Here is a 26,046-nt window from a genome sequence, read left to right as displayed (position 1 = left end):
CGCCCGCCGCGCCCCACGTGCGCGGACGGCATGACGTATTCAATTTATTCAAGAGGCTGACAAGATGGAATGGCTGTTCGACCCCACCATATGGGTGGGCTTATTCACGCTGGTGCTGCTGGAAATCGTCCTCGGCATCGACAACCTGATCTTCATCGCGATCCTGGCGGACAAGCTGCCGCCGCACCAGCGCGACAAGGCGCGCCTGCTCGGTCTGTCGCTGGCGATGGGCATGCGACTCGGCCTGCTGACCATCGTGTCCTGGCTGGTGACGCTGACCACCCCGCTGTTTTCCCTCGGCTCATTCAGCTTTTCGGGACGCGACCTGATCCTGCTGGTCGGCGGCATCTTCCTCCTATTTAAGGCGACGATGGAACTGCACGAGCGCCTGGAAGGCGTGGAGCACACGCAGAGCGAATCGAAGGTATACGCCAGCTTCGCCGCCGTGGTGGCGCAGATCGTCGTGCTCGACGCCGTGTTCTCGCTTGACGCCGTGATCACCGCGGTGGGCATGGTCGACGAACTGGGCGTCATGATGGCGGCCGTGATCATCTCGATCGGCGTCATGATCCTGGCCTCGAAGCCGCTCACGCGTTTCGTGAACGCGCACCCGACCGTGGTGGTGCTGTGCCTGAGCTTCCTGCTGATGATCGGCCTGAGCCTGGTGGCCGAAGGCCTGGGCTTCCATATCCCGAAGGGCTACCTGTACGCCGCGATCGGCTTCTCGATCGTGATCGAGTCCTTGAACCAGTTCGCCCGCCGCAACCTCATGAAGAACGCTGCGCGCGTGCCGTTCCGCGAGCGCACCGCCGACACGGTGCTGCGTTTGCTGGGCAGCCGCAGGCGCGGCGCCGTGGCGCAAGCCGAGGCGGAGGCCGAAGCGGAGACGCCGCCCGAGGAAACCTTCGGGGTCGAGGAACGCAACATGGTCAGCGGCGTGCTGACCCTGGCCGACCGCTCGATCCGCTCGATCATGACGCCGCGCTCGGAGATGTCGTGGGTGAACCTGGAGCACGCACCACCCGCCATCCTGGCGCAGCTGCGCGACACGCCGCACAGCCTGCTGCCGGTATGCCGCGGCGAGCTCGATAACGTGGTCGGCGTGGCGCGCACCAAGGACCTGATCGCGGCGCTGCTGCTGCGCGAGCGGGGCGACCTGTCGGTGGAAGCGAGCTTCGAGCCGGCTCTCAGGACCCCGATCATCATGCCGGAAACGAGCGGCGTGCTGCGCGCCATGGACACGCTCAAGCGCGCCCACGGCCAGCTGGTGCTGGTGACCGACGAGTACGGCACGGTCCAGGGCATGCTGACGCCGATCGACATCCTGGAAGCAATCGCCGGCGAGTTCCCCGACGAAGACGAACAGCCGGCCGTGCGCCCACAAGGTCCGGGCCTGTGGGAAGTCGACGGCGCCGCCGACCTGCACCTACTGGAACAAGTGCTGGAAACCGACGCCCTGGTGGGAGAGTCCGACGACTACACCTCGCTGGCCGGCTTCCTGCTGGCGCGCTTCGAGACCTTTCCCGAGGCTGGGCAGGCGATCGAGCTCGATGGCTTGCGCTTCCAGATCCTGGCGGTCGAGGAGAGGCGCATTGCGCGGGTGGCGATCCGGCGCATCGAGGCTGCCATCCAGAAGCCGGCGGAGTAAGCCGGTGGGGGCGCGGCTGCCCCCGCTTATTGCTTTCTGGATAAGTAAAGCGCCGAGTTTACTTAATGGCGGGACGGACTCCATGCCGGCTATTTGGCAGCCTGGCCCGTGATTCCTGCAATCTGTCCACCCGTCGTTGTGCCGTACGGAAGTTCTTTCTACATTGTCAAGCTGTTCGACAACCACGGAAAGGACACCGCAATGACACGCTGGACCTATGGGCTGTGCTGCCTGCTTGCGGCGCTGCCGCTTGGCGCCGGGGCGCAAACCGCGCCCGACAGACTCGACCTGACCACGCTCGACCAGGGCATGACCGGGCCGCGCGCCCAGGTGCTGGTGCTGGGCACGGTGCACCTGAGCGGCATGCCGGCCAGCTTCAAGCCAGCAGCGCTGGACGGACTGCTCGACCGCCTGGCGCTTTTTTGCCCGGAGATCGTCACCATCGAAACCGAGTCCGGAGAAGAATGCGACATGGCCGCGCGCCATCCGGCCAGGTACGGCGCCGACTATTGCCCGTCGACCGACGCGGCCAGGGCGGCGACCGGGCTGGACGTGCCGGCGGCGCTGGCCGAGGCCGACAAGATGTTGAAGGCCTGGCCGGCCGCGCCCACGCCGGCGCAGCGGCGGCGCCTGGCCGCCACCTTCCTGGCGGCGAACGACCATGCGTCTAGCTATGTGCAGTGGCTGCAATTGCCCGAAGCCGAACGCCGCGCCGGCGACGGCCTGGACGCGAAGCTGGTCGAGATGCTGGGCAAGATCGGCAAGCGCAATAACGAGAACTACCGGATCGCGGCGCGGCTGGCGGCACGTCTCGGCCTGCAGCGCGTGTACCCGGTCGACAACCATACCGGCGACCGCATGGACCTGCCCGACATGAAGGCCTTCGTGCGCTCGATCGAGGCGGCCTGGGCCACGGCCGGGCCGGCCATGAAGACGCGCGGCCAGCAGGAAGACGTGCTGGCCGCGGCGGGCGACCTGCTGCCGCTCTACCGCTACATCAATACCCCTGCGGGCCTGAAGGTGCTGGCCGACGCCAACGTCAGCGCCTCGCTGCGGCACACGTCGCCGGACGGCTATCCGCAGATGTTCGTGGCCGGCTGGGAAATCCGCAACCTGCGCATGGTGGCCAACGTACGCGAGACTTTCCGCGAACGGCCCGGCGCGCGCGTCCTGTCGGTTGTCGGCAGCTCGCACAAGCCCTGGTTCGACGCGTGGCTGGGGCAAATGCAGGGGGTGGACATTGTGGACGTGGAGGCGGTGCTGAAATAAGTTGCCCGTTTGTCAGCTCCGCGCGGGAGTATTCTGGGTGACCCGGCGCGGGCCTTCTCCCAAGCCGTCTCTTTTCGCGCTCTCATTTCCTCTCTTTTTTTCTCATTTCGTACTTGTCAAAGTGACAGGGTGGAAAAGAGAAGGAATGAGACGATATGAGTACGGCAAATAAGACAATTTGATAGAGGGGTCCTGACGCGCCTCCCCCTACCCCTGCCGCAATCAGGCCGAGCACGATCCGGTGGTAAAGGGTGCATGGGCAAGCCCGGGCTGGCAGGCCTGCCGCATGCTTCCTCCTGTTACCGGTTGCCGGCTGCCGGTTTTCCCTTGCCGGTTGCCGATTGCCGGCGCCGGCCGTGGCTACCCTGGCAGCCGTAGTGTTAGCATGGCGGGCATTGGCGCCGGCGCCCGCGCTTCGACAGCGTCGCTGCTGCGCAGCCCCAGCCTATTTCCAGGAAAGAGAACATGCACCACGATTCAACCCGACCAGACGGCAGCGCCATCCTTGCACCACGTGGAGGACAGCCATGAGCTACGACCTGATGGTCTTCGCGCCCGAAGCCGCGCCACGCAAGCGCCCCGATTTCCTCGACTGGTACGAAGCGCAGACCGAATGGCCGGAAGACCACGGCTACGACGATCCGGCGCTGGCCATGCCGGCGCTGCAAGCCTTTTATGCCGAGCTGAGCGAGACATTCCCGCCGGTTGCCGAGGACGAGCCGGAACAGCTGGAATCAGGCACCGACTACACCATCGGGCGCGACCTGATCTATATTTCCTTCCTCGACTGGGACCGGATCGACCAGGCGCACGACGCCGTGTACCGGCTCGCAGCCAGGCACGCGCTCGGCTTTTTCGATGTCAGTTCGGACATCGCCGAGGTCTGGCTGCCTGACAATAAGGAAGGCCTGCGCATCGCGCATTCCGACTAGCCGCGCCGCCGCGCTCCACGAGAGAGCGGCTTTCGCGCCACAGACAAGCGCGTCGATGCATGGCATCATTGCGGGTTTTTCCCAACAGCAACCATCCATGCTTGCCCCGGTTCGCCTCCTTGTTTTCCTGACCATCCTCGTCTTCAGTGCGCTGAGCCAGGCGCAGACAGCGCCGCAGGCGACGCTCGCGGGGCAACCGGCCGCCGCCGCAACCGTCGCCACGGCCGAACTGAACGTCGGCGCGCGCACCATCTTCGTGTTCCGCTCCAGCCTGGCCGGCTTTCCGGCCCGGGACCGCGCCGACGGCGCCAGCAAGCGCCTCGACAAGGCCATCGCTGCCGGCGGTCCGCAGCATGCCGGCACGCGCTCGATCGGCGAAGGCACCCAGGTGCTGCTGGATGGGAACCTGCTGTTCCTGGTCACCGCGAACGACGTCAACACCCTGGCCGGCGACACCGTCGACGAGGTGGCGCAGGAAGCGGCGACGGCGCTGAACCGCGTGCTGCTCGAACGGCGCGAACAGGGCAGCCCGCGCGCCCTGCTGGTCGCCGGCGCCTGGTGCCTGGCCGCGACGCTGGGCTACTGGCTGGTGCTGCGCAGCCTGGGCATCCTGCACCGGCGCGTGCGCGCGTTCACCAAGCGCTCGGTCAGCCGCAAGCTGGAGCAGGTGCGCTTCCAGGACGTCGCCCTGCTCGACGCCGACTACATCGTGCGCATGCTGCGCCAGCTGGCCGGCCTGCTGCTGTGGGCGCTGCGCCTGTTCGCCACCTTCCTGTGGCTGACCTTCCTGCTCGGGCACATCCCCTACTTCCACGACTGGGGCGACCGCCTGCGCGACTATTTGATCGCCACCGGCTTCGACATCATGGGCGGCATCGGCCGCGCCCTGCCCGGCCTGCTGGTAGTGGCCGTGATCGCCGTGCTGGCGCGGATGGCGATCCGCACCGCCGGCTCGATCCTCAAGCGCGTGGAACGCGGCGAACTCGAAGCGGGCTGGCTCGACCAGGACACGGCGCCGCCCACGCGCCGCCTGGTGAACGTGGCCATCGTGCTGTTTGCGCTGGCGATGGCCTATCCTTATCTCCCCGGCTCGCACACCGCCGCCTTCCAGGGCGTGACCGTGCTGGCCGGCGTGATGGTGTCGATCGGCGGCTCCAGCCTGGTGGCGCAAGGCGCCTCGGGCCTGATCCTGATGTACACGCGCACCCTGCGCAAGGGCGAGTACGTGCGCATCGGCGAGGCCGAGGGCACGGTGGTGGAACTCGGCATGTTCGAGACCCGGCTGCGCACCGGACTGGGGGCGGAGATTTCGCTGCCGAATGCGCTGGTGCTGTCGAACACGACCAGGAATTTCTCGCGCACCGGCGTGGAAGATGGCTTCGCGCTGGAAGCGGCCGTGACGGTCGGCTACGACACGCCCTGGCGCCAGGTGCATGCCTTGCTGCTGCAGGCGGCGCGCGATACGCAGGGCATCCTGTCCGAGCCGGCGCCCTTCATCGCACAGGCGGCATTGTCGGACTTTTATATCGAATACCGCCTGGTGGCGCAGTCCGGCGTGCTGGACCCGCACGAGCGCGTGGCGCTGCGCAGCCGCCTGCATGGGCGCATCGTGGACGAGTTCAACCGCCATGGCGTGCAGCTGACGTCGCCGCACTACATGCAGGAGCCGGCCACCTCGCACGTGGTGGCGCCGGAAGCCTGGGCGCCAGCGCCGGCCGACGCAGCGCGGTAAGGGCTGGCAGGCAGGGGCGGCGCGAGATTCCTGTCGCCCTGGTTAGCCATGTTGGCTATACTTCCAGTATTCCTGACGAGCCCAGCGATGCGCCTACTCCTCCTTCCCATCCTGCTGTTGCCGGCCCTGGCCTGGGCCGCTGTGCCCGAGCCTGCCGCCCCGTATTCCCCCAAGTTCGCCCGCATCAGCGCGACCGCCGAAGTGCTGTCCTGGGACCTCTGCCCACGGCCCGCCTATCCGCGCGCCTCGATTCGCAACGAGGAGACCGGCGTGGTGACGCTCAGGTTCACGGTGGCGGCAAACGGACGCCTGCTGGGCGCGGCAATCGCCCGCAGCTCGGGCTTTCCCCATCTCGACAACGCCGCCTACGGCGCCCTGACGCGCTGCCGCTTCCGCCCGGCCAGTCTCGACGGCCAGCCGGTGCAAAACACGGTTTACGTGCAATACGTATGGACACTCGATTGAAGCGCCCTCCGTCAATGACCCGGCCCCTGCTCCTCCTGTTATTGGGCGCCTGCGCCGGCGCCTTTGCGCAAGCGCCGGTTCCGGTCGCGCTGCCCGTTGCCATCGCCTGCGATACCCCGGTCTACAAGGCGGATCCCGAGGCCCTGGCGCGCGCCAGCCAGGGCCTCGACCGGGCCAGGGCGGACCCCGGCCCCGAGAACCTGAACCTCGCTGCCGCGCTGGCCGACCTCGCGTTCGCAACGGCGCCCCAGGGCGGGCCGCAGGCGCAGCGCGACGCCAACCGCAAGGCGGCGCTCGACATGGCCGAGCGCGCCGCAACCATCTGGCACGCGGCCTCCCCCAGCGCCACGCTGGCGCAAGACCTGCAGCGGCGCGCACGCACCGCCCGTAATACCGACCATTGCCCCCTGGCGCTGAGCCTGTTCGAATCAGCACTCGCGGTAGTCGACAAAATCAGGGACGCAAATGATCCGCTGGCACTGTCCGTGGCACGCGAGCTGATGCTGCTGGCCAGCGCGATGAGCGACGACCCGACCATGAACACGCTCGCGCCACGCCTGCTGGCGGCGCTGCCTGCGGACCAGGCGCCGCTCGAGGGCACCAGCTACGCCGCCTACCTGGCGGCCGCCGATCACTTCTACCGCGCGGAAGACAACGAGCGCGCCGAGGCGCTGGTGAACGAACTGTCCGAGCGCGTACGCGGGGCGGCAGGAGACGCGGCAAGCGCGCCCAGGCTGCGGCGCCTGAACGCCGAGCGTGCCAGCATCTATTACGCCCAGGGCCGTTACAAGGAAGCCGAAGCGCTGGCACCGCAGCGCCTGTCCGGGCAGCCCCGCCAGGACGCACTGCGCGCGGAACTGGAGAACACACAAAGCGACATGGCCCTGCAGGTGCGCCACGGGCGGCTGAAGGACGCGCTGGCCATGGGCGAAGCGGCGCTGGCGCGCATTCAAGCCGGCCGTGCAAGCAGCCAGGCGGCGCTGGCCGAAGCCCAGGCGCAATGGGAGGCCGAGAAGCGCAACGGCGGGCGCGATGCCCTGGCTGCCGCCCGCAATCGACTGGTGCAGGCGCGGCTCGACGCCAACACCTGGCAGCAGGCGCTGGCCGACATGCAGGGCAATACCGGCGAAGTCCAGCACGCACTGGGCCGGTCCGACCTGGCGCTGCCGCTGTACGAACAGGCGCTGCAAAGCTATCCGTCCACGGCCGGCTCGAACGTGTATGCGATCGAACGGGTGCGCGGCGACATGGCGCTGGTCTACCGCGCCAGGGGCGACCGCGCCCGCGCGCTCGCGCTCCAGCAGCAGGTGCATGCAACGCTGCTGCCGCTGCTCGGCGCCCAGCACCCGGACGTGCGTGAGGCGCAGAGCGAAATCGCGGCCCTGGGCGCCCCGCCCGCAAGGCCGGCGAAACGCCAATAAAAAACCGGCCCGCTGCGCATGCAGATGGGCCGGTTTCACATGCAAAGGTCAATTCGCCGCGAGCGCACTTCGCTCCGCGCCGCGCGCGCCGCCAACGCCGCCAGCAGCGCGGCCAGCAGCAGGATGCCCGCGCTCAGGCTGAAGGTCGCCGCATGGCCGCGCGCATCGAACAGCAGCCCGCCCAGGGTGGCGCCGCCGGCAATCGCCAGCTGCACGACCGCCACCATCAGGCCGCCGCCGGCTTCGGCTTCGTCGGGCAGGCTCTTCGCCAGCCAGGTCCACCAGCCGACCGGCGCCGCCGTCGCCACCAGGCCCCACAGGCAAAGCAGGACGGCGGTGGCCGCGACCGAGCCGCCCCAGGCCAGCAGGCCGCCGGCAATAAGCGCCATCACCAGCGGAATCGTCACCAGCGTGCGGTACATATGCTGCTTGAGGAAGCCGCCGATCAGCGTGGTGCCGACGAAACCGGCCACGCCCACCAGCAGCAGCAAGAGCGACAGCGTCGACACGCCCGCATGCGTTACCGTTTCCAGGAAAGGCCGCAGGTAGGTGTAGAGCGCGAACTGCCCCATGAAGAACAGGCCGGTCGCCGCCATGCCGAGCACGATGGCGGGCCGCTTGAGCAGGCGGAACACCGCGCCCAGGCTGGCGCCGCCCGCGCTCGGCAGCGGCGGCAGGCTGATCATCTTCCAGGCCAGCGCGATGGCCGCCACCGGCACCAGGCAGAAGAAGGCGCCACGCCAGCCAATTACGCCGCCGAGGAAGCTCCCCAGCGGCGCCGCCACCACGGTGGCAAGGGCATTGCCGCCATTCAGGATGGCCAGCGCGCGCGGCACCTGGTCAGTCGGGACCAGCCGCATCGCGGTGGCCGCCGACATCGACCAGAAGCCGCCGATCGCCACGCCGATAAACGCGCGCCCGATCATGAAGACCGTGTAGTTCGGCGCAAAGGCCGCCACCGTGCTGGAGACGATCATCATCAGCGTCAGCCCGAGCAGCAGGACCTTGCGGTCCAGCCGTCCGGCGAGCGGCGCCATGAACAGGCTGGTGAGCAGGGCAAACGCCCCGGACACCGAGATCGCCTGCCCGGCCTGGCCCTCGCTGATGCCGAGGTCCGCCGCCACCGGCGTGAGCAGGCTGACCGGCATGAACTCGGATGCCACCAGGGCAAACGCGCCGAGGGCCATGGCGAACACGGCGCCCCAGGCTGGAATGATCGCCGGACTACTGTTACCCGCCAGACCGGGATTGCTTGTCGATGCTTGCGGGTTCATGCGCTTGCCGTTCTTTCTTCCCTAGCGGTGGTGGATCAGGCGGCCAGGGTAGCGCTGTCGATCACGAAGCGGTACTTCACGTCGCCCTCCAGCATGCGCTCGTAGGCGGCGTTGATCTCGTCGGCGCGGATCAGTTCGATGTCGGCCACGATGCCGTGCTCGGCGCAGAAGTCCAGCATTTCCTGGGTTTCCGGGATACCGCCGATCATCGAGCCGGCAATCGCGCGGCGCTTCATGATCAGGTTGAACACCTGCGGCGACGGGTGCGGGGACGAAGGCGCACCGACCAGCACCATGGTGCCGTCGCGTTTCAACAGGGTCAGGAAGGCGTCCAGGTCGTGCGGGGCGGCGACGGTGTTGACGATCAGGTCCAGGGTCTTGGCTTGCGTTGCCATCGCGTCGGCATCGCGCGAGACTACGACTTCATGGGCGCCGAGCGCCAGTGCATCGGCGCGCTTGGCTTCCGAGGTCGTGAACGCCACCACGTGGGCGCCCATCGCGCGCGCCAGCTTGATGCCCATGTGACCCAGGCCGCCGATGCCGACGATGCCCACGCGCTTGCCGGGGCCGGCGTTCCAGTGGCGCAGCGGCGAGTACGTGGTGATGCCGGCGCACAGCAGCGGCGCCACCGCGGCCAGCTGGTCTTCGGCGTGCGTCACGCTCAGCACGAAGCGTTCGTGCACCACGATCTGTTCGGAATAGCCGCCCAGGGTGTGGCCCGGCGCGTCGGCGGTCGGGCCGTTGTAGGTGCCGACCATGCCGTCGCAGTAGTTTTCCAGGCCGTCTTCGCAATCGCCGCAATGCTTGCAACTGTCGACCATGCAGCCGACGCCGACCAGGTCGCCGACCTTGTGCTTGCTGACGTGGGCGCCGACACTGGCGACGCGGCCGACGATCTCGTGGCCCGGCACGCACGGGTACATGGTGCCGGCCCATTCGCCGCGCACCTGGTGCAGGTCCGAGTGGCAGACGCCGCAGAAGGCGATGTCGATCTGCACGTCGTGCGGACCCGGCTCGCGGCGGGTGATGTCGAGGGAAACGAGGGGCTGGTCGCCGGCGTGGGCGCCGTAGGCTTTGACGGTCATGGGTAGTCCTTTGAGGTTGTACGAGGACCTGGCGCTTGCGGGGCGCGAGGCCGAATCAGGGGGAGGATGGTACAGGCAAAAAGGCAGGCAGAACGAAGGCGAATTTGCATGCCCTTATGAATATTCATCATGAATCGACACGTCGATTCGGTGCGCGGTATCATAAACGAATCCGCCAAACGGCGTCGTCCACCTCTCGATTTGCACACCATGGCCCGCGACAACATCAACGACATCCTGGTCTTCCTCGCCGTCGCCCGCGAGCGCAGCTTCACGCGCGCCGCCGCCCAACTGGGCATGACCCAGTCGGCGCTGAGCCACATCATCCGCGGCCTCGAAGAGCGCCTCGGCGTGCGCCTGCTCACGCGCACCACGCGCAGCGTCTCGCCCACCGAAGCCGGCGAGCGCCTGCTGCAGAACGTCGGCCCGCGCCTGGAAGAAATCGAGGCCGAGATCACGGCGGTGAGCGACCTGGGCGACAAGCCGGCCGGCACCATCCGCATCACCGCCATCGACCACGTGATCGAAAGCCTGCTCTGGCCGCGCCTGGCGCCGCTGCTGCCGCTCTACCCGGATCTGCACGTGGAACTGAGCTCGGACTACCGCCTGGTCGACATCGCCGCCGAGCGCTTCGACATCGGCGTGCGCTACGGCGACCAGGTCGACAAGGACATGATCGCAGTGCGCCTCACCGTCGACATGCCGATGTCCATCGTCGCCTCGCCGGCCTACTTCGCCAATCGTCCGGTACCAGGCACGCCGCAAGACCTCATGAAGCACAACTGCATCGCCCTGCGCCTGGCCAGCAGCGACGGGCTGTATGCGTGGGAGCTGGAGCACGCAGGGCAAAGCCTGGAACTGCGCGTGCGCGGCCAGGTGGTGTGCAATACCGCGCCGCACATCCTGCAGGTGGCGCTCGATGGCTGCGGCATCGGCTTCCTGCCCGAGGAGATGACGGCGCCGTATGTGCAGGACGGGCGGCTGGTGAGCGTGATGCAGGACTGGTGTCCGCGCTTTCCGGGACTGTTCGCCTACTACCCGAGCCGGCGCCAGTCCTCGCGGGCGCTCGGGCTGGTGATCGACGCGATCCGGTACAAGGGATAGCCCATAGCCGCGCGGATCAGCGCAGCAGTAACAGGGCCTGGCGCACCCGTTCATGCACCGGGCCATGCAGGACGCTAAACGCGATGCCTGCCCGGTCCAGCGTCTCCACGTACCAGTCGTGCTGGCGCTGCCGAAAAGCCGCATCGCGCCGCGTGCCGTCCTGCACAAACGGGAAGTCCGGCGCGCAGACGAAGGTGTGGGTATAGCGGCGACGGGCCAGCCGGGTCACGGCCGGATCGACCTTGCCGTAGCCGTCCTGACTGTAGAACACCGTGGTCAGCGCGCTGCCGTCGCAAATCAGCGGACCGCGCGCCTCCTGTGCCAGCGCGATCTCGAGCGCGACCTGGTCCTCGGCAATGGCGCGCATGTCCTCAAAAACGAACTGGCCGCCCTTCTCTTCCCAGCGCGTGCGGCCCACTTCAGGAACGGCCGTGGTCCCGAGCGCGGCGGCCAGCGCCTCGACCAGCGTGGTCTTGCCGCTCGACTCGCCGCCGAGAATGCAGACGCGGTCGACAAAATCGGCATACACCAGCGGATCGAGAAAGGCGCGCCAGGTGGCGGGATCGGCGCGCACCTGGGTGCCTGACACCGGCACCGCCTGCCGCGCCAGGTTGACGCACACGTGCTCGACCTGGTGCGAACGCCCCAGGCGCTTCGACAACGCCGCCGTCAGCACGGCGGCAAAACCGTTCCCATAATCTTCGCTGGTGAACACCGCATCGACCGCGCCGCCGCCCAGGGTCCAGCACAGCCAGGCGCAGAATTCGCGGTGCACGCCGGCCGGCGCATCGTTGGGCGGCACGGTCGCGTGGCGGTCGGTCTCGCCCCGGCGGAAAGCCTCGGCCAGCACGGCGTCGTCGATCACCAGCCGCTGCGCCTGCGGGAACAAAGCGGACAGCCAGCCGGCGCGCGCCCCGGTATCGCAATGCGCGAAGTCGGGCTTCGTATAGCTGATCACCAGCACCTCGTTGCAGGCACCGAGCGCGCTCCCGATCAGGTGCATGTGGCCACGGTGCAGCGGACAGAACTTCCCGACCACCAGGCCGCGCCGGTAGCGCTTCATGCTTCGGCCGGCACGGCGCTGCCTTCCATTTGCAGGCGCGCGAGCTTCCTCCAGCGCAGCCAGGCGACGATGGCGTTCACCCAGTACACCGCATACAGGAAGGCGGTCAGGTACAGCCCGCGGCTGGCGTACAGCGGCACGGCGATCGAGTTCACCAGCAGCCAGAATGGCCAGTTCTCGATGCGGCGCCCCGTCAGCAGCAGCTGGGCGATCACGCTGAACACCAGCACCATCGAGTCGGCGAACGGCGCGTAGGCGTCGGTCCAGAAGTGCAGCAGCGCGCCGTAGCCGGCGGCGCAGGCAAGGCCGAGCGGCACGATCCAGGCCAGGCTGCGCAGCTCGGCCGGGCGCACCACGAGGGCATGTCCGTGGTTGCCGCGCAGCCACAGGCGCCAGCCGGCCACGCTCGACAGGACGAAGAACACCTGCAGCACCACGTCGGCATACAGGTTCGCCTGGAAGAAGACGACGGCAAACAGCGCGCAACCGACGATGCCGGTCCACCAGGTGTGGATGCTGTTGCGTCCCGCCAGCAGGATGGCGGCGGTGGCAAAGGCGTTTGCCGCGATTTCGAGTGGTGCTGTCATGGTGTCGGTTCCTGCTGGTGGTGGGCCGGAACGTACTACGGCAGATGCGCGGCCGGGGAGCGCCAGTATGCCGGTGCAGCCCATCCGCAGGCCAGCAAAATTGTCCAGCTACGGGGCGTCGCGGCGCACGACCCCTGCCGACATGGCAAGCTAGTGATATGCTAGGACGCTCGATAGCACCAGGCCGGCCGCGTGCGCGCACGTACGGCTGCTCAACAACATCACGAATCCGACATGACGCCTACCCCAACCCCCGACACCGAACTCCCTCTCGACATGGTCATCTTTGGCGGCGTCGGCGACCTTGCGATGCGCAAGCTGCTGCCGGCCCTGTACATGGCCTACCTGCACGGCAACCTGCCCGGCGCCACCCGCATCCTCGCCACCGGCCGCCAGGACTACGACAACGCGGCCTACGCCAGTCATGTAACCGAACATTCGCGCCCCTTCATCGCGGCCGAGAACTTCAACGAGACCACCTGGACCGGTTTCCTGGGCCTGCTCGAATTCGTGCGCTTCGACGTGCAGCAGGCGCCCGACTTCGGCGCCCTGGCCAAAGCCTCGCGCGAGGGTGCGCAGCGCGTCTACTACCTGGCCACCGCGCCTTCGCTGTTTACCACCATCTGCGACAAATTGTCGACTGCCGGCCTGGTCGACCAGCACGCACGGGTGGTGCTGGAAAAGCCGCTCGGGCGCGACCTGGCGTCGGCGGTGGAAATCAACGAAGCCGTCGGCAAGCATTTCGCCGAATCGCAGATCTACCGCATCGACCATTACCTGGGCAAGGAGACGGTGCAGAACCTGACCGTGCTGCGCTTCGGGAATTCGATCCTGGAACCGATCTGGCGCGCGCCGAACATCGTCAGCGTGCAGATCACGGTGGCCGAGGAAGTGGGTGTGGGCAGCCGCGCCGGCTTCTACGACAGCACCGGCGCCATGCGCGACATGGTGCAGAACCACCTGCTGCAGCTGCTGTGCATCGTGGCGATGGAGCCGCCGACTTCGCTGTCGCCGGACGCCGTGCGCGACGAGAAACTCAAGGTACTGCGCTCGCTGCGCCGCTTCACCCTGGCCGACATCGCGCGCGACACCGTGCGCGGCCAGTACAGCCACGGCGTGGGCGGCGGCGAGGAAGTGAAAGGCTACCTGGAAGAAGCGAACGTCCCGGAAGGCAGCCGCACCGAGACCTTCGTCGCCCTGCGCGCCCACATCGACACCTGGCGCTGGTCGAAGGTGCCGTTCTACCTGCGCACCGGCAAACGCATGGCGCGCCGCTCCTCAAAAATCGTGATCGAGTTCGCCAATCCCCCCTTTCCGCTGTTCCCGGAAAACCCGGGCGGCGTGACCAACCGCCTGGTGATCGAGCTGCAGCCGGAAGAAGCGATCAAGCTGCAGATCATGGCCAAGCAGCCGGGCAGCGGCATGCAGATGCAGCAGGTCGAGCTGAACCTCGACCTGCAATCGGCCTTCAAGCAGCGCCGCGCCGAAGCCTACGAGCGCTTGCTGATCGACGTGGTGCGCGGCCGCCTGACCCACTTCATGCGCCGCGACGAACTGGAAGCGGCCTGGGAATGGGCCGATCCGATCATCGAAGGCTGGAAGACCCTGGGCGAAAAGCCGCAGCAATACGCCGCCGGCTCCTGGGGCCCCGCCGCCTCGTTCGCCCTGCTGGCGCGCGACGGCTTCTCGTGGTTCGAGTAATCCCGGTCAGCGCCGGTACTGCCGGGCGCTGACCTTTTCCAGCCACTCGACGTTCTTGCCGTCGACGATGCCGGTCAGGGCGATGTGACTCATCGCCGTGCCTGGCGTGGCGCCGTGCCAGTGCTTGACGCCGGGCGGGCACCAGACGGCGTCGCCGGCATGCAGCTCTTTCACCGGGCCGCCCTCGGCCTGGGTCCAGCCCGTTCCGGCAGTGACGATCAGGTACTGGCCGGCCGGGTGCACGTGCCAGGCCGAGCGTGCGCCTGGCTCGAAGCTGACCGTGGCCGCGCCGAAGCTGGTGCGCTGGCCGGCCGGGAACAGCGGGTCGACGCGCACCTTGCCGTCGAAGTTCGCGGCGGACCCGGCAAAGGACGGCTGGGAGCCGGCGCGGTAGATGACCTGGGTGCCGCCGCCGTCGGCCGCCTGGGCCTGGAACGTGCTGCAGGCGGCCAGCGCCAGGGCCGCCATGGTGGGATATCGTGCTTTCATCTGCTCTCCGCATGAAGTTGAACGTGGCCAGACTGTAAAGCCTGGGGCGCGCCATGCCTAGCTGGCACGCACCGCTAAGGCTTATGAGCACCGCTCATGAATCCTGTCCGCAGGCCCTGCCCCGCGCGGGTAGAATCGCCGCATCGAACGCACGAAGGAAACCGATGCAGCACAACTTCAACGACCTGCTGGCCTTTGTCACCGTCGCCCGCGAAGGCAGCTTCACGCGCGCGGCGGCCCAACTCGGGGTCTCGCAGTCGGCATTGAGCCACACGATCCGCGGCCTGGAAGCGAAGCTCGGCATCCGCCTGCTGACCCGCACCACGCGCAGCGTCTCGCCCACCGATGCCGGCGAGCGCCTGCTGGCAACAGTGGCGCCGCGTTTCGACGAGATCCTGGCCGAAGTGGCGGCCCTGAGCGAACTGCGCGACAAGCCGGCCGGCACGGTGCGTATCTCGGCCGCCGAACACGTGGCCGATACCGTCATCTGGCCACGGCTCGAACCCTTCCTGCCGCAGTATCCGGACATTATTGTCGAGGTGGCGGTGGAATACGGGATGATCGACATCGTCGCCAACCGCTACGACGCGGGCGTGCGCCTGGGCGACCAGGTGGCGAAGGACATGATCGCGGTGCGCATCGCGCCCGACCTGAAAATGGCGGTGATCGGCGCACCGGCCTATTTCAAGCAGCACGCCGCGCCGCTCACGCCGCACGACCTCACCGCCCACAACTGCATCAACCTGCGCCTGACCACCTACGGCGGCCTGTATGCCTGGGAGTTCGAGAAGGACGGGCAGGCGCTGAACGTGCGCGTGCAGGGCCAGCTGGTCTATAACAGCAGCCGCCCGATGCTGCGCGCGGCGCTGGCCGGCTTCGGCCTGGCCTGCGTGCCCGAGGACATCGCGCGCGAGCACATCGCGGCCGGGCGCGTGGTGCAGGTGCTGGCCGACTGGATGCCGAGCTTCCCCGGCTACCATTTGTACTACCCGAGCCGGCGCCAGTCGTCGCCGGCCCTGTCGCTGGTGATCGACGCGCTGCGCTACCGGGTGTAGCGATACTTAGCGGCTGACGAGCTTTTGCAGCTCGGACGGATAGCGCGCCCCTTCCACTTGCACCGTGCCGACACGGTTTGCGCTCCAGCAGCCAGGCCAGTGCGATCTGCGCCGGCGTCACGCCCTTCCCGGCCGCCAGCGACTTCACCACGTCCACCACGCGCGCATTCGCCTTGCGCGCCTCGACCGCGAAGCGCGGCACCTTGTTGCGGAAGTCGCTGCTGTCGAACGTGGTGTTCTCGTCGATGGCGCCGGTCAGGAAACCCTTGCCAAGCGGGCTGAAGGACACGAAGCCGATGCCGAGTTCTTCCAGCAGCGGCAGGATCTCGTGCTCCGGCTCGCGCCACCACAGCGAATACTCGCTTTGCAGCGCCGCTACCGGCTGTACGGCGTGGGCGCGGCGGATCGAATCGGCGCCGGCCTCGGACAGGCCGAAATGGCCGACTTTCCCTTCGCGTATCAGGTCGGCCACAGCGCCGGCCACGTCCTCGATCGGCACGTTCGGATCGACCCGGTGCTGGTAGAACAGGTCGATGCGCTCGGTGCGCAGGTTTTTCAGCGAGGCTTCGGCCACGGCGCGGATGCGCTGCGGGCTGCTGTCGAGGCCCGCGCCGGCCACGCCGTCGCGGAAGCCGAACTTGGTGGCGATGACGACCTGGCCGCGCACCGGCGCCAGCGCTTCCCCGACGATCTGCTCGTTGATGGCGCCATAGGCTTCGGCGGTATCGAAGAAGGTGACGCCGCGTTCGTGGGCGGCGCGGATCAGGGCGATGGCGTCGCGCGCGTCGGTGGCCGGGCCGTAGCCGAAGCTCAGGCCCATGCAGCCGAGGCCGAGGGCGGAGACCTGGAGGCCGCTTTGGCCGAGGGTGCGTTGTTGCATGGTGTACTCCTGCGTTGATTGATGGGCTCATGCTACGCCTCGCGCCGCGTCTTGATTAGCCTGTCAAACCTGGATGGCGTCATGAACGCGGCTCATGAATGCATCGGCCCAGCGGCCGATCTGCGCAGCAGGCGCCCCTTACAGCGGCGGCAGCTTGTCCAGCAGCTTGTCGAGCGTGACCGGGTAATCGCGCACGCGCACACCGGTGGCGTTGTAGACGGCGTTCGCAATCGCCGCCGGCACCCCGCTGATCCCCAGTTCACCCACGCCCTTGGCCTTCAGCGGCCCGGCGGTCCGGTCGACCTCGTCGAGGAAGATGACTTCCTGGTGCGGGATATCGGCATGCACCGGCACCTCGTAACCGGCCAGGTCGTGGTTCACGAAAAAGCCGCGCCGCTTGTCGACCACCAGGTCTTCCATCAGCGCCGCGCCCGCGCCCATGGTCATGCCGCCGAGGATCTGGCTGCGCGCCGCCAGCGGGTTGATGATGCGCCCGGCAGCGCACACGGCCAGCATGCGGCGGATGCGGATTTCGCCGGTGGCGGCGTCCACGCCGACTTCAACGAAGTGGGCGGCAAAGGTCTGCTGGGCATAGCGCTTGGCCAGGTCGCCGTATTCCATGGCGTCTTCGGCCACCAGCTCCCCGCCGGCGGCAGCGTCAAGCAAGGGCCGGCTGTTGCCGCCTGCGCGCACGCGCCCGCCGACGAACTCGAGGTCGGTGCCGCCCAGGCCGAGGCGCGCGGCGATCATCTCGCGCAGCTTGACGCAGGCCGCGTACACGCCGGCCGTCGACGAGGCCGCGCCGAACTGGCCGCCGGAGCCTGCGCCGTCCGGAAAGCGCGAGTCGCCCAGGCGCACCACCACCTTGTCGATGCCCACGCCCAGCATCTCGGCGGCGGTCTGCGCCAGGATGGTGTAGCTGCCGGTGCCGATGTCGGTCATGTCGGTTTCCACGGTGACGATGCCCTGGCGGTCGAGGCGCACGCTGGCCGCGGACTTCACCACCGGCGCGCCGCGAATCGCCGAGGCCACGCCCATGCCGACCAGCCAGGGGCCATCGCGGCGCGCGCCCGGCGTGGCGCTGCGCCGGTTCCAGCCGAACCTGGCCGCGCCGTCCTGCAGGCACTCGACCAGCTGGCGCTTCGAATAAGGTTTGTCCGGCGACTCCGGGTCGACCTGGGTATCGTTCAGGATGCGAAAGGCCACCGGGTCGAGCCCGAGCCTGTCCGCCATTTCGTCGATCGCGATTTCCAGCGCCATCATGCCCGGGGTTTCGCCCGGTGCGCGCATCGCGCTCGCTTCCGGCAAATCGAGGTGGGCCACCGTCAGCCGCGTCATGCGGTTGGCGCCCGCGTACAGCAGCTTGGTCGGCGCGGTGGCGGTTTCCGGCCGCGTGCCCAGGTTGCCGGAGCGGCTTTCGTGGCCGATGGCCGTGATCCGCCCGTCCTTGCCGGCGCCGATGCGGATGCGCTGGATGGTGGCGGCGCGGTGCGTGGTGTTGTTGAACATGAGGGAACGCTGCAGCGTCACCTTCACCGGGCGCTTCAGCTGGCGCGCGGCCAGCGCGGCCAGCACCGCGTCGGACAGCACCGAGCCCTTGCCGCCGAAGCCGCCGCCGATGTAGGGCGAGACGATGCGGATCTTCTCGGGTGCGATGCCGAGGATCTTGCCCATGTCGCGCGTGCCCCAGGTGACCAGCTGGATCGCGGTCCACAGGGTCAATTGGTCGCCTTCCCACGAGGCGATGGTGGCGTGCGGCTCCATCATCACGTGCGAATGGTCGGGTGTGGTGTACTGGGCGTCGAGCGTGACCGGGGCGCCCGCAAAGGCGCTGGCGAAGTCGCCGACCGCCGTGCGCAAGGCATCCTCCTTCTGCAGCTCCTGCTTGCCCGGCGGCTTGGGCGGGGCCTTGGCCAGGTCGTAGCTGCCCGTGGCCGGGGCGTAGCGCACCCGCACCAGGCCGGCGTCGGCACGCGCCTGCTCGAAGGTCTCGGCCACCACGATCGCCACTGCCTGGTGGTAGTGGTCGACCTCGGGCCCGGCCAGGGCCCTGGCCACGTAGAAGCCGCCGACGCCCAGCTTGCCGGCGTCCCGCGCGGTGACGATGCCGACCACGCCCGGCGATGCGCGCGCGGCGCGCAGGTCGATATCGAGGATGCGGCCCTTGGCGATGCCGGCGCCGACGATGTAGCCGTAGGCGGCATGCGGCGCCTGCGCGTCCTGTTCGTAGGCGTAGGTGGCGCTGCCGGTGGTCTTCAGCGGGCCGTCGATACGCGGGGTGGGCTTGCCGACCACGCGCAGGCGGTCGATGGGATTGGTGGATGCCGGGGTATCGAATTTCATCGTCGCTCTGTCCTCGCTGGTGCCGCGTGACTGGGAAGGAGATGCATGGCTTGTCTGCCGATGCGGCCATGGCTGAATGTAACCGCTGCGCGCCGTGCTGAACAGACCGTTCGTTTGCACAGTCTTATGAAGAGGATTCATGAATCGCCGCAGGCGCGCGGTTCGCACTACAATGCTGGCGCAACCATCCCTTGAAAGTACCATGAGCACTCCCGACCTCCCTTTCCGCGCCACCATCGTCGAGGCCTGCGCCTGGCTGGCCGCGCAAACCGGCACGCCCTGGACCCTGGCGCGCTTGCTGGAACACGAACTCACGCCTTATGTGTGGCTCGACTACGACCCGGCCTATCCGGAACTGTTCGGCGACGCCAATGGCGGCTATGCGGCGCCGATCTTTTATGCGGCCGACATCGCGCGGCTGGCTGGCGGCAGCGAGGATGTGCTGATCACGCGGACCAAGGATGCGTACAAGATCATTGCGGTGCTGCCGGAGCCGGGTTTTACGCGGGCGCTGGCTGATCTACGTTTTTTGAAAAGAGACGTGGAAAAGCTCGCAGGCAGGTTGAAGCATGCGGCGAGCACGCCCGGTGGGGTGGGCGAAGGGACGACAGCGTGGACTCGGGAGTCCACCCTACAAGAGCCACCGAAACAGGCGGCGAAGGAATCGCAGTTGGGGATTACCAGGGCCGAGGTGCTGGCTGCCTTCGGGCCGGTCGTGCGCATGAATCTGGAAAAGGCGCTGGACGATGCGATCGGCATCTTCGGCGACGATGGGGCTCGCGTGAAAGCCAGCGTGCGCAAGTCGAAGCGCAATGCGGTGTGGAACCCGGTGACGCTGGCGCTGGGCCTGCACGACGTCTACCGGGCGCCGCTCGGGGCATTGAAGCGCGCCTTCAAGACCCACGACTGCCTGCTCGATTGGGAAGCCAACTGGGAGCAGTCGCTGCGACTGCTCGGCAAGTAAACCCTGGCCTCAGCGTGCCAGCAAACGCTTGAGCTGGGCCGCCTGGTAGGCGCCGAAGGTGTCGCTGAACAGGCAGCGGATCAGCGGGTCGTCGACCACGTCGGCGTCCAGCAGGTCGCGTTCGGTGTCGTCGTCGAACACGGTGTCGTTGATGCGCATGTACATCGTGGTCATCGACTCGCCCTGCTCCAGCGCGCCATACAGCTTGGTTGCAGGGATTTCGGTGGTCCAGCCCAGCGGCCCCGCAGCGTCGTCGAGCGTGGCCTTGCCGTCCTCCAGGCGGTAGCGCCAGTGCGTGGTGCTGCCGTCGCTGTCGACGGTCGACAGCTGCCACACGCGGGGCACGTCGAAGTAATCGGACGAGGCCTCGACGTCGCCGTATTTCTCAAGCAGCCCGCTGCGGCAGTAATCGAGCACGCGTGCGCGCTGGGCCTCGCTCAAGGGCGCGAAATGGCGCGCGATCTCGCTCGTGGGTGGCGCGGATGCGTTGCCTTCATAGGCGTAGTCGACATCCTGTTCGCCCACCGGGATCACCCAGGGCAGGGGCGGCGCCGGTTGCAGACCATCCGCATCGAGCCGTACCGACACCCCGGGATTCAGACGCACGACCTGCGCCTGCGGCAAGGCCGCGTCCACCTCGCGCCCGAACTGCGCATACGAGATCGGGAAAAAGGCGCGGTTGTACCAGGACCAGGGCTCCTGGAGGAACTGGCAGGAACTCGGCACCACGTAGCGCGGTTGCAGCGCCTGCAACTGGGCGATCCACTCCTCGGGCAGGGCCGGCGGCGCGGCCGCATGACGCGATGGCGCCAGCACCTCGAGTTCGCGCATGGTCTGGAAGGGCCACAGCACCATGTCCCAAGGGCCCTCGTCCACCAGTTGGCCCAGGGTCGTGTCGTCGATCCAGGAGTCGACCACGTTCAGCACGTTCAGGCCGGCAGCGCGCACCTGGAACATCGAGTCGACGTCGGCATCCATGGCCTCGCGCGGCGTTACCTGGAAAGGACCGACCGTGACTGACTCGTCCAGGCGCAGCGGATGCACATGGCAGAAGCCGAGCTGGCGGATCATGTCGAACAGTTCGTCGAAGATGCAGTACAGGTAGATCGGCGTGGCGCGGTCGAGCAGGTCCAGGCTGTCGAGCGAGCAGTGGTCGTCGTGGAAGTGCGAGATGAAGACGGCGTCGAAGCGCTGGCGCCGGATGGCATCTTCATCGAAACGCAGTTGCGGGAACGCGTGGCAGTTGCGGCTGAAGGGGTTTTCGAAAATCGTGTCGAAGGCAATGCGCGTGCCCTCGCATTCGAACAGGTACCCCGCATGCAGGATGCGGGAGATGGTGATGGCGGTCGTGTTCATGGTGTCAGGCTTCGATTGATACATTCAAGGGGACGGCCAAAGCACCGCTTCACCGTCACGGCCTGTGGCCGCATACACTCCCACCACCGACAAGGCCTGGATGAGCCGCGGTAAGACCAGGAGCTCCCACACCATTCGTCCGTCCGACTTGATCAAGGTGCGCGCCACATACAGGCCGACCGGCACGACCAACAATGCGAGGTCGACCATTGCCCTGTACCTGTGCGCCTTCCAGGAAGCGCGTAGCGGCGGCACGGCGAGCAGAAACAAGAGTCCGGATACGCCATATAGCAGGACATCGAAACGCATCTCACCGCTCCCCGGGATGTCGGTAGGGCATGCCAAGCGCGGCAACGAGCGCATGTGCTTTGTCATTGTCGGGAATGATCAGCCTATGCGCGATGGCGATGGCCAGAAGCTCGCCCGCCCTGACGGCGCGTGCAAGCTGCGTGGCCGCCATGTCGAGCCGGATCCCTGGCTGCGTGATGCCATGCGAGGCATCATACGGGAGCAGGTCCGCCTCCAGGAAGACAGCCATCGCGTCAAGGGTGTCGATATGGCGCATGCCTGTCGTTGGCTGCTGCTTCGGACGCGCCGCCCCTTATTGCGGATCCGGCAGCATGTACTTGTCGTAGTTGGCGATGAAATCGTCGATATTCGCGGTCATCATTTCGCGGAACTGGCCGACGAAGTATTCCAGGGCACGCTCTTTTTCGGTCGTCATGTTCTGCGGGCTGCCCGTGCTTTTCGCCAGCAGAAAAGCATTGAAACGCGACGCCGCGAACAGCGTCGATGCGCCGACTTCGCTTGGCGTGCTGCTGTCGCACTGGTCGTTTGCGTAGTTGATGACGCCGTCGACGCGCTGCCAGAATTCCGGACCAATGATGTTTTCGCTCATAATTTCTCTAGACTGTGGGTTAAGCATGGGATGCAAGCGCCGGCGATGACTGCGGCGGGCGCCGGGAAAGGCACTCTAGCACAAGCACGGCGCCGATCCCAGGCCTAGCGGTTCTGGTAGCCGCCGTACGCCGCCACCGGGCTCCAGGCCGGCGACACGGGCGGCAGCTGCGGCGCCAGCGGCGCATAGCTACCTGCGCCGTACACCACCTTGCCGTTCACGACGGTCAGCAGGCTTTCCAGGCGTTTGATCTTCTCGGCATCCACCGTGAAGTAATCCTGCGGCAGCACCACGAAGTCGGCGTACTGGCCGGCCTGGAGCTTGCCCTTCACCTGTTCTTCGCCACTCATCCAGGCCGAGCCGGTGGTCATCAGCTGCAGCGCCTCGTAGCGGGTCGGCACGTCCTTGTCCTGCCAGATGGGCATGCCGCCCGCGGTCTTGCCGGTCACCGCCCAGTACAGCGAAGGCCAGGGGTTGTAGCTCGACACGCGCGTGCCGTCGGTGCCCAGGCCGACCGGCAGCTTCATGTCCAGCATCTTGCGGATCGGCGGCATCTGGCGCGTCTGTTCGCCGTAGCGCTTCCAGTAGGCTTCGCCCTGGAAGTGCATGCGGTCCTGCACCGCCACGCCGCCGCCGAGCTTCCTGATGCGCGCCAGCTGGGCGTCGGTAATGGTTTCGCCATGGTCGACGATGAAGCGCAGGCCGTTCAGGGGCGTCTTCGCATTCACCTTCTCGATCACGGCCAGGTCGCGGTCGATGCTTTCGCCATAGGTGGCGTGCAGGCGGAAGGGCCAGCGGTTCTTCACCAGCAGGCTGACAACGGCTTCGAGTTCGCCTTCCATGGTCTCCGGCAGGTCGGGCCGCGGCTCGAGGAAGTTCTCGAAGTCTGCCGCGCTCGACACCAGGTTCTCGCCGCCGCCCTCGGCCGAGAAGCCGTTCGGATAGAACATGTGGTCGTTCTTCTTCGGGTGCGTCATCGTGGTCCAGCGCTGGAAGTCTTCCAGCTCCTTGCCGGCGCGCTGGGCGAACAGGTAGTAGGAGGTGCGCACGGTGAGCTTGCCTGCGCGCGCCAGTTCCAGCGTCACGCCGTAGTCGTCCGGGTAGTTCTGGAAGCCGCCGCCGGCGTCGATGGCGCTGGTCACGCCCAGGCGATTCAGCTCGCGGTAGAAATGCAGGGTCGAGTTCAGCTGGTCGTCACGGCTCAACTTGTTGGTCTTGGCCAGGGTCGAGTACAGGATCAGGGCGTTCGGCTTGGCGATCAGCCTGCCGGTCGGCTTGCCTTTGGCGTCGAGCTCCACCACGCCGTCCTTGAATGTCGTCTCCTTCGTGTAGCCGAGCGTGGCGATGCCCTTCTTGTTCAGGAAGCCCAGGCCGTACAGGTAGAGGATGAAGACCGGGCGGTCCGGCACGGCGGCGTTGATTTCTTCCAGCGTCGGCAGGCGCTTTTCCTCGAACTGGTATTCGTTCCAGCCGCCGACCACTTTCACCCACTCGCCTTCCGGCGTGCGCGCGGCCTGTTCCTTCAGCATCTGCAGCGCGCGTTTCAGCGAAGTGACGCCGTCCCAGCGCAGCTCCATGTTGTAGTTCAGGCCCTCGCGGATCACGTGCAGGTGCGAGTCGTTCAGGCCCGGGATTACGGTGCGCCCGGCGGCGTCGATCAGCTGGGTGGCTGGTGTCTTCAGCTTCAGCACCTCGGCGTTGCTGCCGGCCGCCAGCACCTTGCCGTCCTTGACCGCGACCGCCTGGACGAATTCGCCCTCGCGCGCCATGGTGGCGATCTTGCCGTTGGTGAGGATCAGGTCGGCCTGCGCCTGGGCCAGGCCGGCAGCGAGCATGGCGGAAAAAAGGAGAGCGTGTTTCAGGTGGGTAGTCATGGTGTCGGTCCTTCGTTGGAAGCGGTGGCGGCAGGGAGTCTGCGCAGCCTGGTGACGATAACGGCTGGCTGCCGCGCCGTCCCCTGCCTTATGGCGGGGACGGCGGCGCGGCTACACCAGCTCGGTGCGGATGGCGATCTGGCCGGACAGCGTCTTGTGCACCGGGCACTTGTTGGCGATGTCGAGCAGGCGTTCCCGCTCTTCCACCCCCAGGTCGCCCAGCAGGCGGATGCTGCGCTGGAAGCCGTAGGCCGCGCCTTCCTGGCCGTGGTCCACCGTCACCAGCACCTCGTCCAGCTTCCAGCCCTTGCGGCGGGCGTACAGGTTGACGGTCAGCGTGGTGCAGGCCGCCAGCGCCGCCGCCAGCAAATCGTGCGGGGCCGGGCCGCTGCCCTCGCCGCCGGATTCGACGGGGGCGTCGCTCAGCACCTGGTGCGGGCCGATCTCGATGACTTGCTGCAGCGGGCCGGCGCCGCGGTGGGTCGTCACTTGCATGGTGTTCTCCTGTCGTTTGCTGAAGGTTCAAGCTGCCTGGGTACGCAAAGCCGCGCTCTTGCCTGCCTGGACCGCGGCGCGCTCCTGCTCGATGCCGAAGATGACCAGCATGCCACCCAGGATAGCCAGGTTTTTCAGGAAGTGGTTCAGCTGGTTCTGGAACTCGGCGGCGTCGGCATGCCAGAACCCGTGGAAGATCAACGTTACCGGCACCAGGAACAAGGCCAGCGCCAGCGCCGCCAGGCGTGCCTGGAAGCCGGTAACCAGGGCCAGGCCGCCGCCCACTTCGAGCAGGATCGTCAGCACCAGCAGCACGCCGGCCGCCGGGATGCCGGCGCTGTTCATCCAGGCCGCGACGCCGGCAAAACCAAGCACCTTGCCGATGCCGGATACGAGGAACAAGACGCCGGCCAGTGCGCGGCCGATCGGGTAGAGTTTGGTGGTGTTCATGGTAGTGCTCCTTTCAGGTTAGTTATCAGATGATGCGATTACAACGGCAGGTCGAACAGCAGCACTTCGGCGTCGCTGGCGCTGTCAAACCGCACCAGGTCTTCGCCGCTGACGTGGGCCGCGTCGCCGGTGTCCAGGCGCTGGCCGTTGACGTTGACGCTGCCGCGCGCCACCTGCACATAGGCCTGGCGCCCTTCTGCCAGACGATGCTCGACGCGGTCCTCGCCGTCGAGGATGGTGGCGTAGATCGATGCGTCCTGGCGCAGCGAGACCGAGCCTTCGCGGCCGTCGTTCGATGCGATCACGCGCAGGCGGCCCTTCTTGGCGTCGGCGTCGAAGTGCTTTTCCTCGTAGCCCGGCGCGCCGCCCTCGTTCGGGATCACCCAGATCTGCAGGAAGTGCACCGGTTCGGTTTTCGAGGCGTTGAACTCGCTGTGGGTGACACCGCTGCCGGCGCTCATGCGCTGCACGTCGCCGTAGCGCAGGACCGAGCCGTTGCCCATGCTGTCCTTGTGTTCCAGCGCGCCGTCGAGCACGTAGGAGATTATCTCCATGTCGCGGTGGCTGTGCGGCTCGAAGCCGCGGCCTGGGGCCACGCGGTCTTCGTTGATCACGCGTAGCGGGCCGACGCCCATGTGGGCCGGATCCTGGTAGTGGCCGAACGAGAAGGTATGCTGCGAACGGAGCCAACCGAAACTGGCGACACCGCGGTCCTGGCTTTGACGAATCTTCAACATGATGTTTTCCTTTTGGTTGAAAGTAATCGAACCGTTCGATCACCTGGCGCTGCCGAACTTGCTCCCTCATCCGGGCTGATGCCCCGCGGCGCCTTGCATGGAAAACATTATGGACGCTTGGGCAAGCGAAGGAAAACGGGTTATTTCACGGCCTATCATCGAGTTTTTCGATGATGACGCAACCTGCCGAATGGCGGGTTTCAAGGTTGCCTGCCCTTGCTAGT

The 26,046-nt window shown here is 67.2% G+C and carries 24 protein-coding genes and 1 pseudogene; 10 read left to right on the top strand and 15 right to left on the bottom strand.

Annotated elements, in window-relative coordinates; translation table 11 throughout:
* The first annotated feature begins 64 nt into the window (after window positions 1–64).
* From QWL29_RS19160 to QWL29_RS19135, 6 genes are all read left to right on the top strand, one after another.
* Window positions 65–1,648: a TerC family protein gene (locus QWL29_RS19160; protein WP_305824474.1), complete on the top strand. Its 1,584-nt coding sequence runs from the start codon at window positions 65–67 to the stop codon at window positions 1,646–1,648.
* Between the two features lie 201 nt (window positions 1,649–1,849).
* Window positions 1,850–2,917, top strand: a complete 1,068-nt coding sequence (locus QWL29_RS19155; RefSeq protein WP_305824473.1) for a DUF5694 domain-containing protein — start codon at window positions 1,850–1,852, stop codon at window positions 2,915–2,917.
* A 527-nt stretch (window positions 2,918–3,444) separates the two neighbouring features.
* Complete coding sequence (locus tag QWL29_RS19150) at window positions 3,445–3,849, top strand: hypothetical protein (RefSeq protein WP_305824472.1); 405 nt, start codon at window positions 3,445–3,447, stop codon at window positions 3,847–3,849.
* A gap of 97 nt (window positions 3,850–3,946) precedes the next feature.
* Window positions 3,947–5,581, top strand: coding sequence for a mechanosensitive ion channel family protein (locus tag QWL29_RS19145; RefSeq protein ID WP_305824471.1), 1,635 nt, complete (start codon window positions 3,947–3,949; stop codon window positions 5,579–5,581).
* 87 nt (window positions 5,582–5,668) lie between these two features.
* Complete coding sequence (locus QWL29_RS19140; protein ID WP_305824470.1) at window positions 5,669–6,046, top strand: energy transducer TonB; 378 nt, start codon at window positions 5,669–5,671, stop codon at window positions 6,044–6,046.
* A 14-nt stretch (window positions 6,047–6,060) separates the two neighbouring features.
* Window positions 6,061–7,467, top strand: a complete 1,407-nt coding sequence (locus QWL29_RS19135) for a tetratricopeptide repeat protein (RefSeq protein WP_305824469.1) — start codon at window positions 6,061–6,063, stop codon at window positions 7,465–7,467.
* A gap of 35 nt (window positions 7,468–7,502) precedes the next feature.
* Here QWL29_RS19135 and QWL29_RS19130 read toward each other — a convergent pair whose 3' ends face one another.
* Complete coding sequence (locus QWL29_RS19130) at window positions 7,503–8,741, bottom strand: MFS transporter (RefSeq protein ID WP_370663718.1); 1,239 nt, start codon at window positions 8,739–8,741, stop codon at window positions 7,503–7,505.
* Between the two features lie 35 nt (window positions 8,742–8,776).
* A complete protein-coding gene (locus QWL29_RS19125) occupies window positions 8,777–9,826 on the bottom strand; it encodes an NAD(P)-dependent alcohol dehydrogenase (protein ID WP_305824468.1) in 1,050 nt (349 codons plus the stop codon).
* A gap of 210 nt (window positions 9,827–10,036) precedes the next feature.
* On the opposite strand from QWL29_RS19125, the gene QWL29_RS19120 reads away from it, so the two are divergent.
* A complete protein-coding gene (locus tag QWL29_RS19120; RefSeq protein ID WP_305824467.1) occupies window positions 10,037–10,930 on the top strand; it encodes a LysR family transcriptional regulator in 894 nt (297 codons plus the stop codon).
* 16 nt (window positions 10,931–10,946) lie between these two features.
* Here the strand turns inward: QWL29_RS19120 and QWL29_RS19115 are convergent, their stop codons facing one another.
* Together QWL29_RS19115 and pnuC are read right to left on the bottom strand one after the other, a co-directional pair.
* Window positions 10,947–11,993, bottom strand: a complete 1,047-nt coding sequence (locus QWL29_RS19115; RefSeq protein WP_305824466.1) for an AAA family ATPase — start codon at window positions 11,991–11,993, stop codon at window positions 10,947–10,949.
* Entirely contained in the window at window positions 11,990–12,580 is a 591-nt protein-coding gene (gene pnuC, locus QWL29_RS19110; protein ID WP_305824465.1) for a nicotinamide riboside transporter PnuC, read from the bottom strand. The genes QWL29_RS19115 and pnuC overlap by 4 nt, the downstream gene beginning before the upstream one ends.
* Before the next feature lie 234 nt (window positions 12,581–12,814).
* Between pnuC and zwf the strand changes: the two genes are divergently transcribed.
* On the top strand, window positions 12,815–14,281 hold the full coding sequence (gene zwf / locus QWL29_RS19105; RefSeq protein ID WP_305824464.1) for a glucose-6-phosphate dehydrogenase: 1,467 nt from the start codon (window positions 12,815–12,817) through the stop codon (window positions 14,279–14,281).
* Between the two features lie 6 nt (window positions 14,282–14,287).
* Here the strand turns inward: zwf and QWL29_RS19100 are convergent, their stop codons facing one another.
* Window positions 14,288–14,770: a (R)-mandelonitrile lyase gene (locus tag QWL29_RS19100; RefSeq protein ID WP_305824463.1), complete on the bottom strand. Its 483-nt coding sequence runs from the start codon at window positions 14,768–14,770 to the stop codon at window positions 14,288–14,290.
* A 164-nt stretch (window positions 14,771–14,934) separates the two neighbouring features.
* Here QWL29_RS19100 and QWL29_RS19095 point away from each other — a divergent pair, with 164 nt between their 5' ends.
* A complete protein-coding gene (locus tag QWL29_RS19095; protein ID WP_305824462.1) occupies window positions 14,935–15,825 on the top strand; it encodes a LysR family transcriptional regulator in 891 nt (296 codons plus the stop codon).
* A 73-nt stretch (window positions 15,826–15,898) separates the two neighbouring features.
* Here QWL29_RS19095 and QWL29_RS19090 read toward each other — a convergent pair.
* Window positions 15,899–16,705, bottom strand: a pseudogene (locus tag QWL29_RS19090) (aldo/keto reductase); the annotation flags it as partial.
* Window positions 16,706–16,843: 138 nt separating this feature from the next.
* Window positions 16,844–19,048 (bottom strand): aldehyde oxidoreductase molybdenum-binding subunit PaoC, encoded by a 2,205-nt coding sequence (gene paoC, locus QWL29_RS19085; protein WP_305824461.1) that lies wholly within the window; start codon window positions 19,046–19,048, stop codon window positions 16,844–16,846.
* Window positions 19,049–19,250: 202 nt separating this feature from the next.
* On the opposite strand from paoC, the gene QWL29_RS19080 reads away from it, so the two are divergent.
* Window positions 19,251–20,012: a hypothetical protein gene (locus tag QWL29_RS19080; protein WP_305824460.1), complete on the top strand. Its 762-nt coding sequence runs from the start codon at window positions 19,251–19,253 to the stop codon at window positions 20,010–20,012.
* A gap of 9 nt (window positions 20,013–20,021) precedes the next feature.
* On the opposite strand, the gene QWL29_RS19075 is transcribed toward QWL29_RS19080, so the two are convergent.
* From QWL29_RS19075 to QWL29_RS19040, 8 genes are all read right to left on the bottom strand, one after another.
* A complete protein-coding gene (locus QWL29_RS19075) occupies window positions 20,022–21,368 on the bottom strand; it encodes an MBL fold metallo-hydrolase (RefSeq protein ID WP_305824459.1) in 1,347 nt (448 codons plus the stop codon).
* A 24-nt stretch (window positions 21,369–21,392) separates the two neighbouring features.
* Window positions 21,393–21,677, bottom strand: coding sequence for a hypothetical protein (locus QWL29_RS19070; RefSeq protein ID WP_305824458.1), 285 nt, complete (start codon window positions 21,675–21,677; stop codon window positions 21,393–21,395).
* Between the two features lies 1 nt (window position 21,678).
* Window positions 21,679–21,933, bottom strand: a complete 255-nt coding sequence (locus tag QWL29_RS19065) for a hypothetical protein (protein ID WP_305824457.1) — start codon at window positions 21,931–21,933, stop codon at window positions 21,679–21,681.
* Window positions 21,934–21,969: 36 nt separating this feature from the next.
* The gene (locus tag QWL29_RS19060) at window positions 21,970–22,266 is read right to left on the bottom strand and encodes a DUF3144 domain-containing protein (protein WP_305824456.1); all 297 of its coding nucleotides are present in this window, start codon (window positions 22,264–22,266) and stop codon (window positions 21,970–21,972) included.
* A 104-nt stretch (window positions 22,267–22,370) separates the two neighbouring features.
* Window positions 22,371–24,101 carry an amidohydrolase gene (locus QWL29_RS19055; protein WP_305824488.1) on the bottom strand — a complete coding sequence of 577 codons (1,731 nt, stop codon included), beginning with the start codon at window positions 24,099–24,101 and terminating at the stop codon, window positions 22,371–22,373.
* A gap of 150 nt (window positions 24,102–24,251) precedes the next feature.
* Entirely contained in the window at window positions 24,252–24,635 is a 384-nt protein-coding gene (locus QWL29_RS19050; RefSeq protein WP_305824455.1) for an OsmC family protein, read from the bottom strand.
* A 27-nt stretch (window positions 24,636–24,662) separates the two neighbouring features.
* Complete coding sequence (locus tag QWL29_RS19045) at window positions 24,663–25,085, bottom strand: DoxX family protein (protein WP_305824454.1); 423 nt, start codon at window positions 25,083–25,085, stop codon at window positions 24,663–24,665.
* A 38-nt stretch (window positions 25,086–25,123) separates the two neighbouring features.
* A complete protein-coding gene (locus tag QWL29_RS19040; protein WP_305824453.1) occupies window positions 25,124–25,822 on the bottom strand; it encodes a pirin family protein in 699 nt (232 codons plus the stop codon).
* Between the last annotated feature and the right edge of the window lie 224 nt (window positions 25,823–26,046).

The sequence above is a fragment of the Massilia brevitalea genome (assembly GCF_030711405.1).
Classification (GTDB): Bacteria; Pseudomonadota; Gammaproteobacteria; order Burkholderiales; family Burkholderiaceae_D; genus Telluria; species Telluria brevitalea.
Note: the sequence above shows the minus strand (reverse complement) of the source record. Positions and strands in the feature narration are given on the sequence as shown.

Coding starts and splice junctions, on each gene's coding strand:
- QWL29_RS19155 (WP_305824473.1), top strand. CDS start 1,850: ATGACACGCTGGACCTATGGGCTGTGCTGCCTGCTTGCGGCGCTGCCG.
- QWL29_RS19045 (WP_305824454.1), bottom strand. CDS start 25,085: ATGAACACCACCAAACTCTACCCGATCGGCCGCGCACTGGCCGGCGTC.
- QWL29_RS19040 (WP_305824453.1), bottom strand. CDS start 25,822: ATGTTGAAGATTCGTCAAAGCCAGGACCGCGGTGTCGCCAGTTTCGGT.
- QWL29_RS19050 (WP_305824455.1), bottom strand. CDS start 24,635: ATGCAAGTGACGACCCACCGCGGCGCCGGCCCGCTGCAGCAAGTCATC.
- paoC (WP_305824461.1), bottom strand. CDS start 19,048: ATGAAATTCGATACCCCGGCATCCACCAATCCCATCGACCGCCTGCGC.
- QWL29_RS19140 (WP_305824470.1), top strand. CDS start 5,669: ATGCGCCTACTCCTCCTTCCCATCCTGCTGTTGCCGGCCCTGGCCTGG.
- QWL29_RS19060 (WP_305824456.1), bottom strand. CDS start 22,266: ATGAGCGAAAACATCATTGGTCCGGAATTCTGGCAGCGCGTCGACGGC.
- QWL29_RS19075 (WP_305824459.1), bottom strand. CDS start 21,368: ATGAACACGACCGCCATCACCATCTCCCGCATCCTGCATGCGGGGTAC.
- QWL29_RS19130 (WP_370663718.1), bottom strand. CDS start 8,741: ATGAACCCGCAAGCATCGACAAGCAATCCCGGTCTGGCGGGTAACAGT.
- QWL29_RS19145 (WP_305824471.1), top strand. CDS start 3,947: ATGCTTGCCCCGGTTCGCCTCCTTGTTTTCCTGACCATCCTCGTCTTC.
- QWL29_RS19080 (WP_305824460.1), top strand. CDS start 19,251: ATGAGCACTCCCGACCTCCCTTTCCGCGCCACCATCGTCGAGGCCTGC.
- zwf (WP_305824464.1), top strand. CDS start 12,815: ATGACGCCTACCCCAACCCCCGACACCGAACTCCCTCTCGACATGGTC.
- QWL29_RS19150 (WP_305824472.1), top strand. CDS start 3,445: ATGAGCTACGACCTGATGGTCTTCGCGCCCGAAGCCGCGCCACGCAAG.
- QWL29_RS19135 (WP_305824469.1), top strand. CDS start 6,061: ATGACCCGGCCCCTGCTCCTCCTGTTATTGGGCGCCTGCGCCGGCGCC.
- QWL29_RS19125 (WP_305824468.1), bottom strand. CDS start 9,826: ATGACCGTCAAAGCCTACGGCGCCCACGCCGGCGACCAGCCCCTCGTT.
- QWL29_RS19065 (WP_305824457.1), bottom strand. CDS start 21,933: ATGCGCCATATCGACACCCTTGACGCGATGGCTGTCTTCCTGGAGGCG.
- QWL29_RS19095 (WP_305824462.1), top strand. CDS start 14,935: ATGCAGCACAACTTCAACGACCTGCTGGCCTTTGTCACCGTCGCCCGC.
- QWL29_RS19055 (WP_305824488.1), bottom strand. CDS start 24,101: ATGCTCGCTGCCGGCCTGGCCCAGGCGCAGGCCGACCTGATCCTCACC.
- QWL29_RS19160 (WP_305824474.1), top strand. CDS start 65: ATGGAATGGCTGTTCGACCCCACCATATGGGTGGGCTTATTCACGCTG.
- QWL29_RS19120 (WP_305824467.1), top strand. CDS start 10,037: ATGGCCCGCGACAACATCAACGACATCCTGGTCTTCCTCGCCGTCGCC.
- QWL29_RS19100 (WP_305824463.1), bottom strand. CDS start 14,770: ATGAAAGCACGATATCCCACCATGGCGGCCCTGGCGCTGGCCGCCTGC.
- QWL29_RS19070 (WP_305824458.1), bottom strand. CDS start 21,677: ATGCGTTTCGATGTCCTGCTATATGGCGTATCCGGACTCTTGTTTCTG.
- QWL29_RS19115 (WP_305824466.1), bottom strand. CDS start 11,993: ATGAAGCGCTACCGGCGCGGCCTGGTGGTCGGGAAGTTCTGTCCGCTG.
- pnuC (WP_305824465.1), bottom strand. CDS start 12,580: ATGACAGCACCACTCGAAATCGCGGCAAACGCCTTTGCCACCGCCGCC.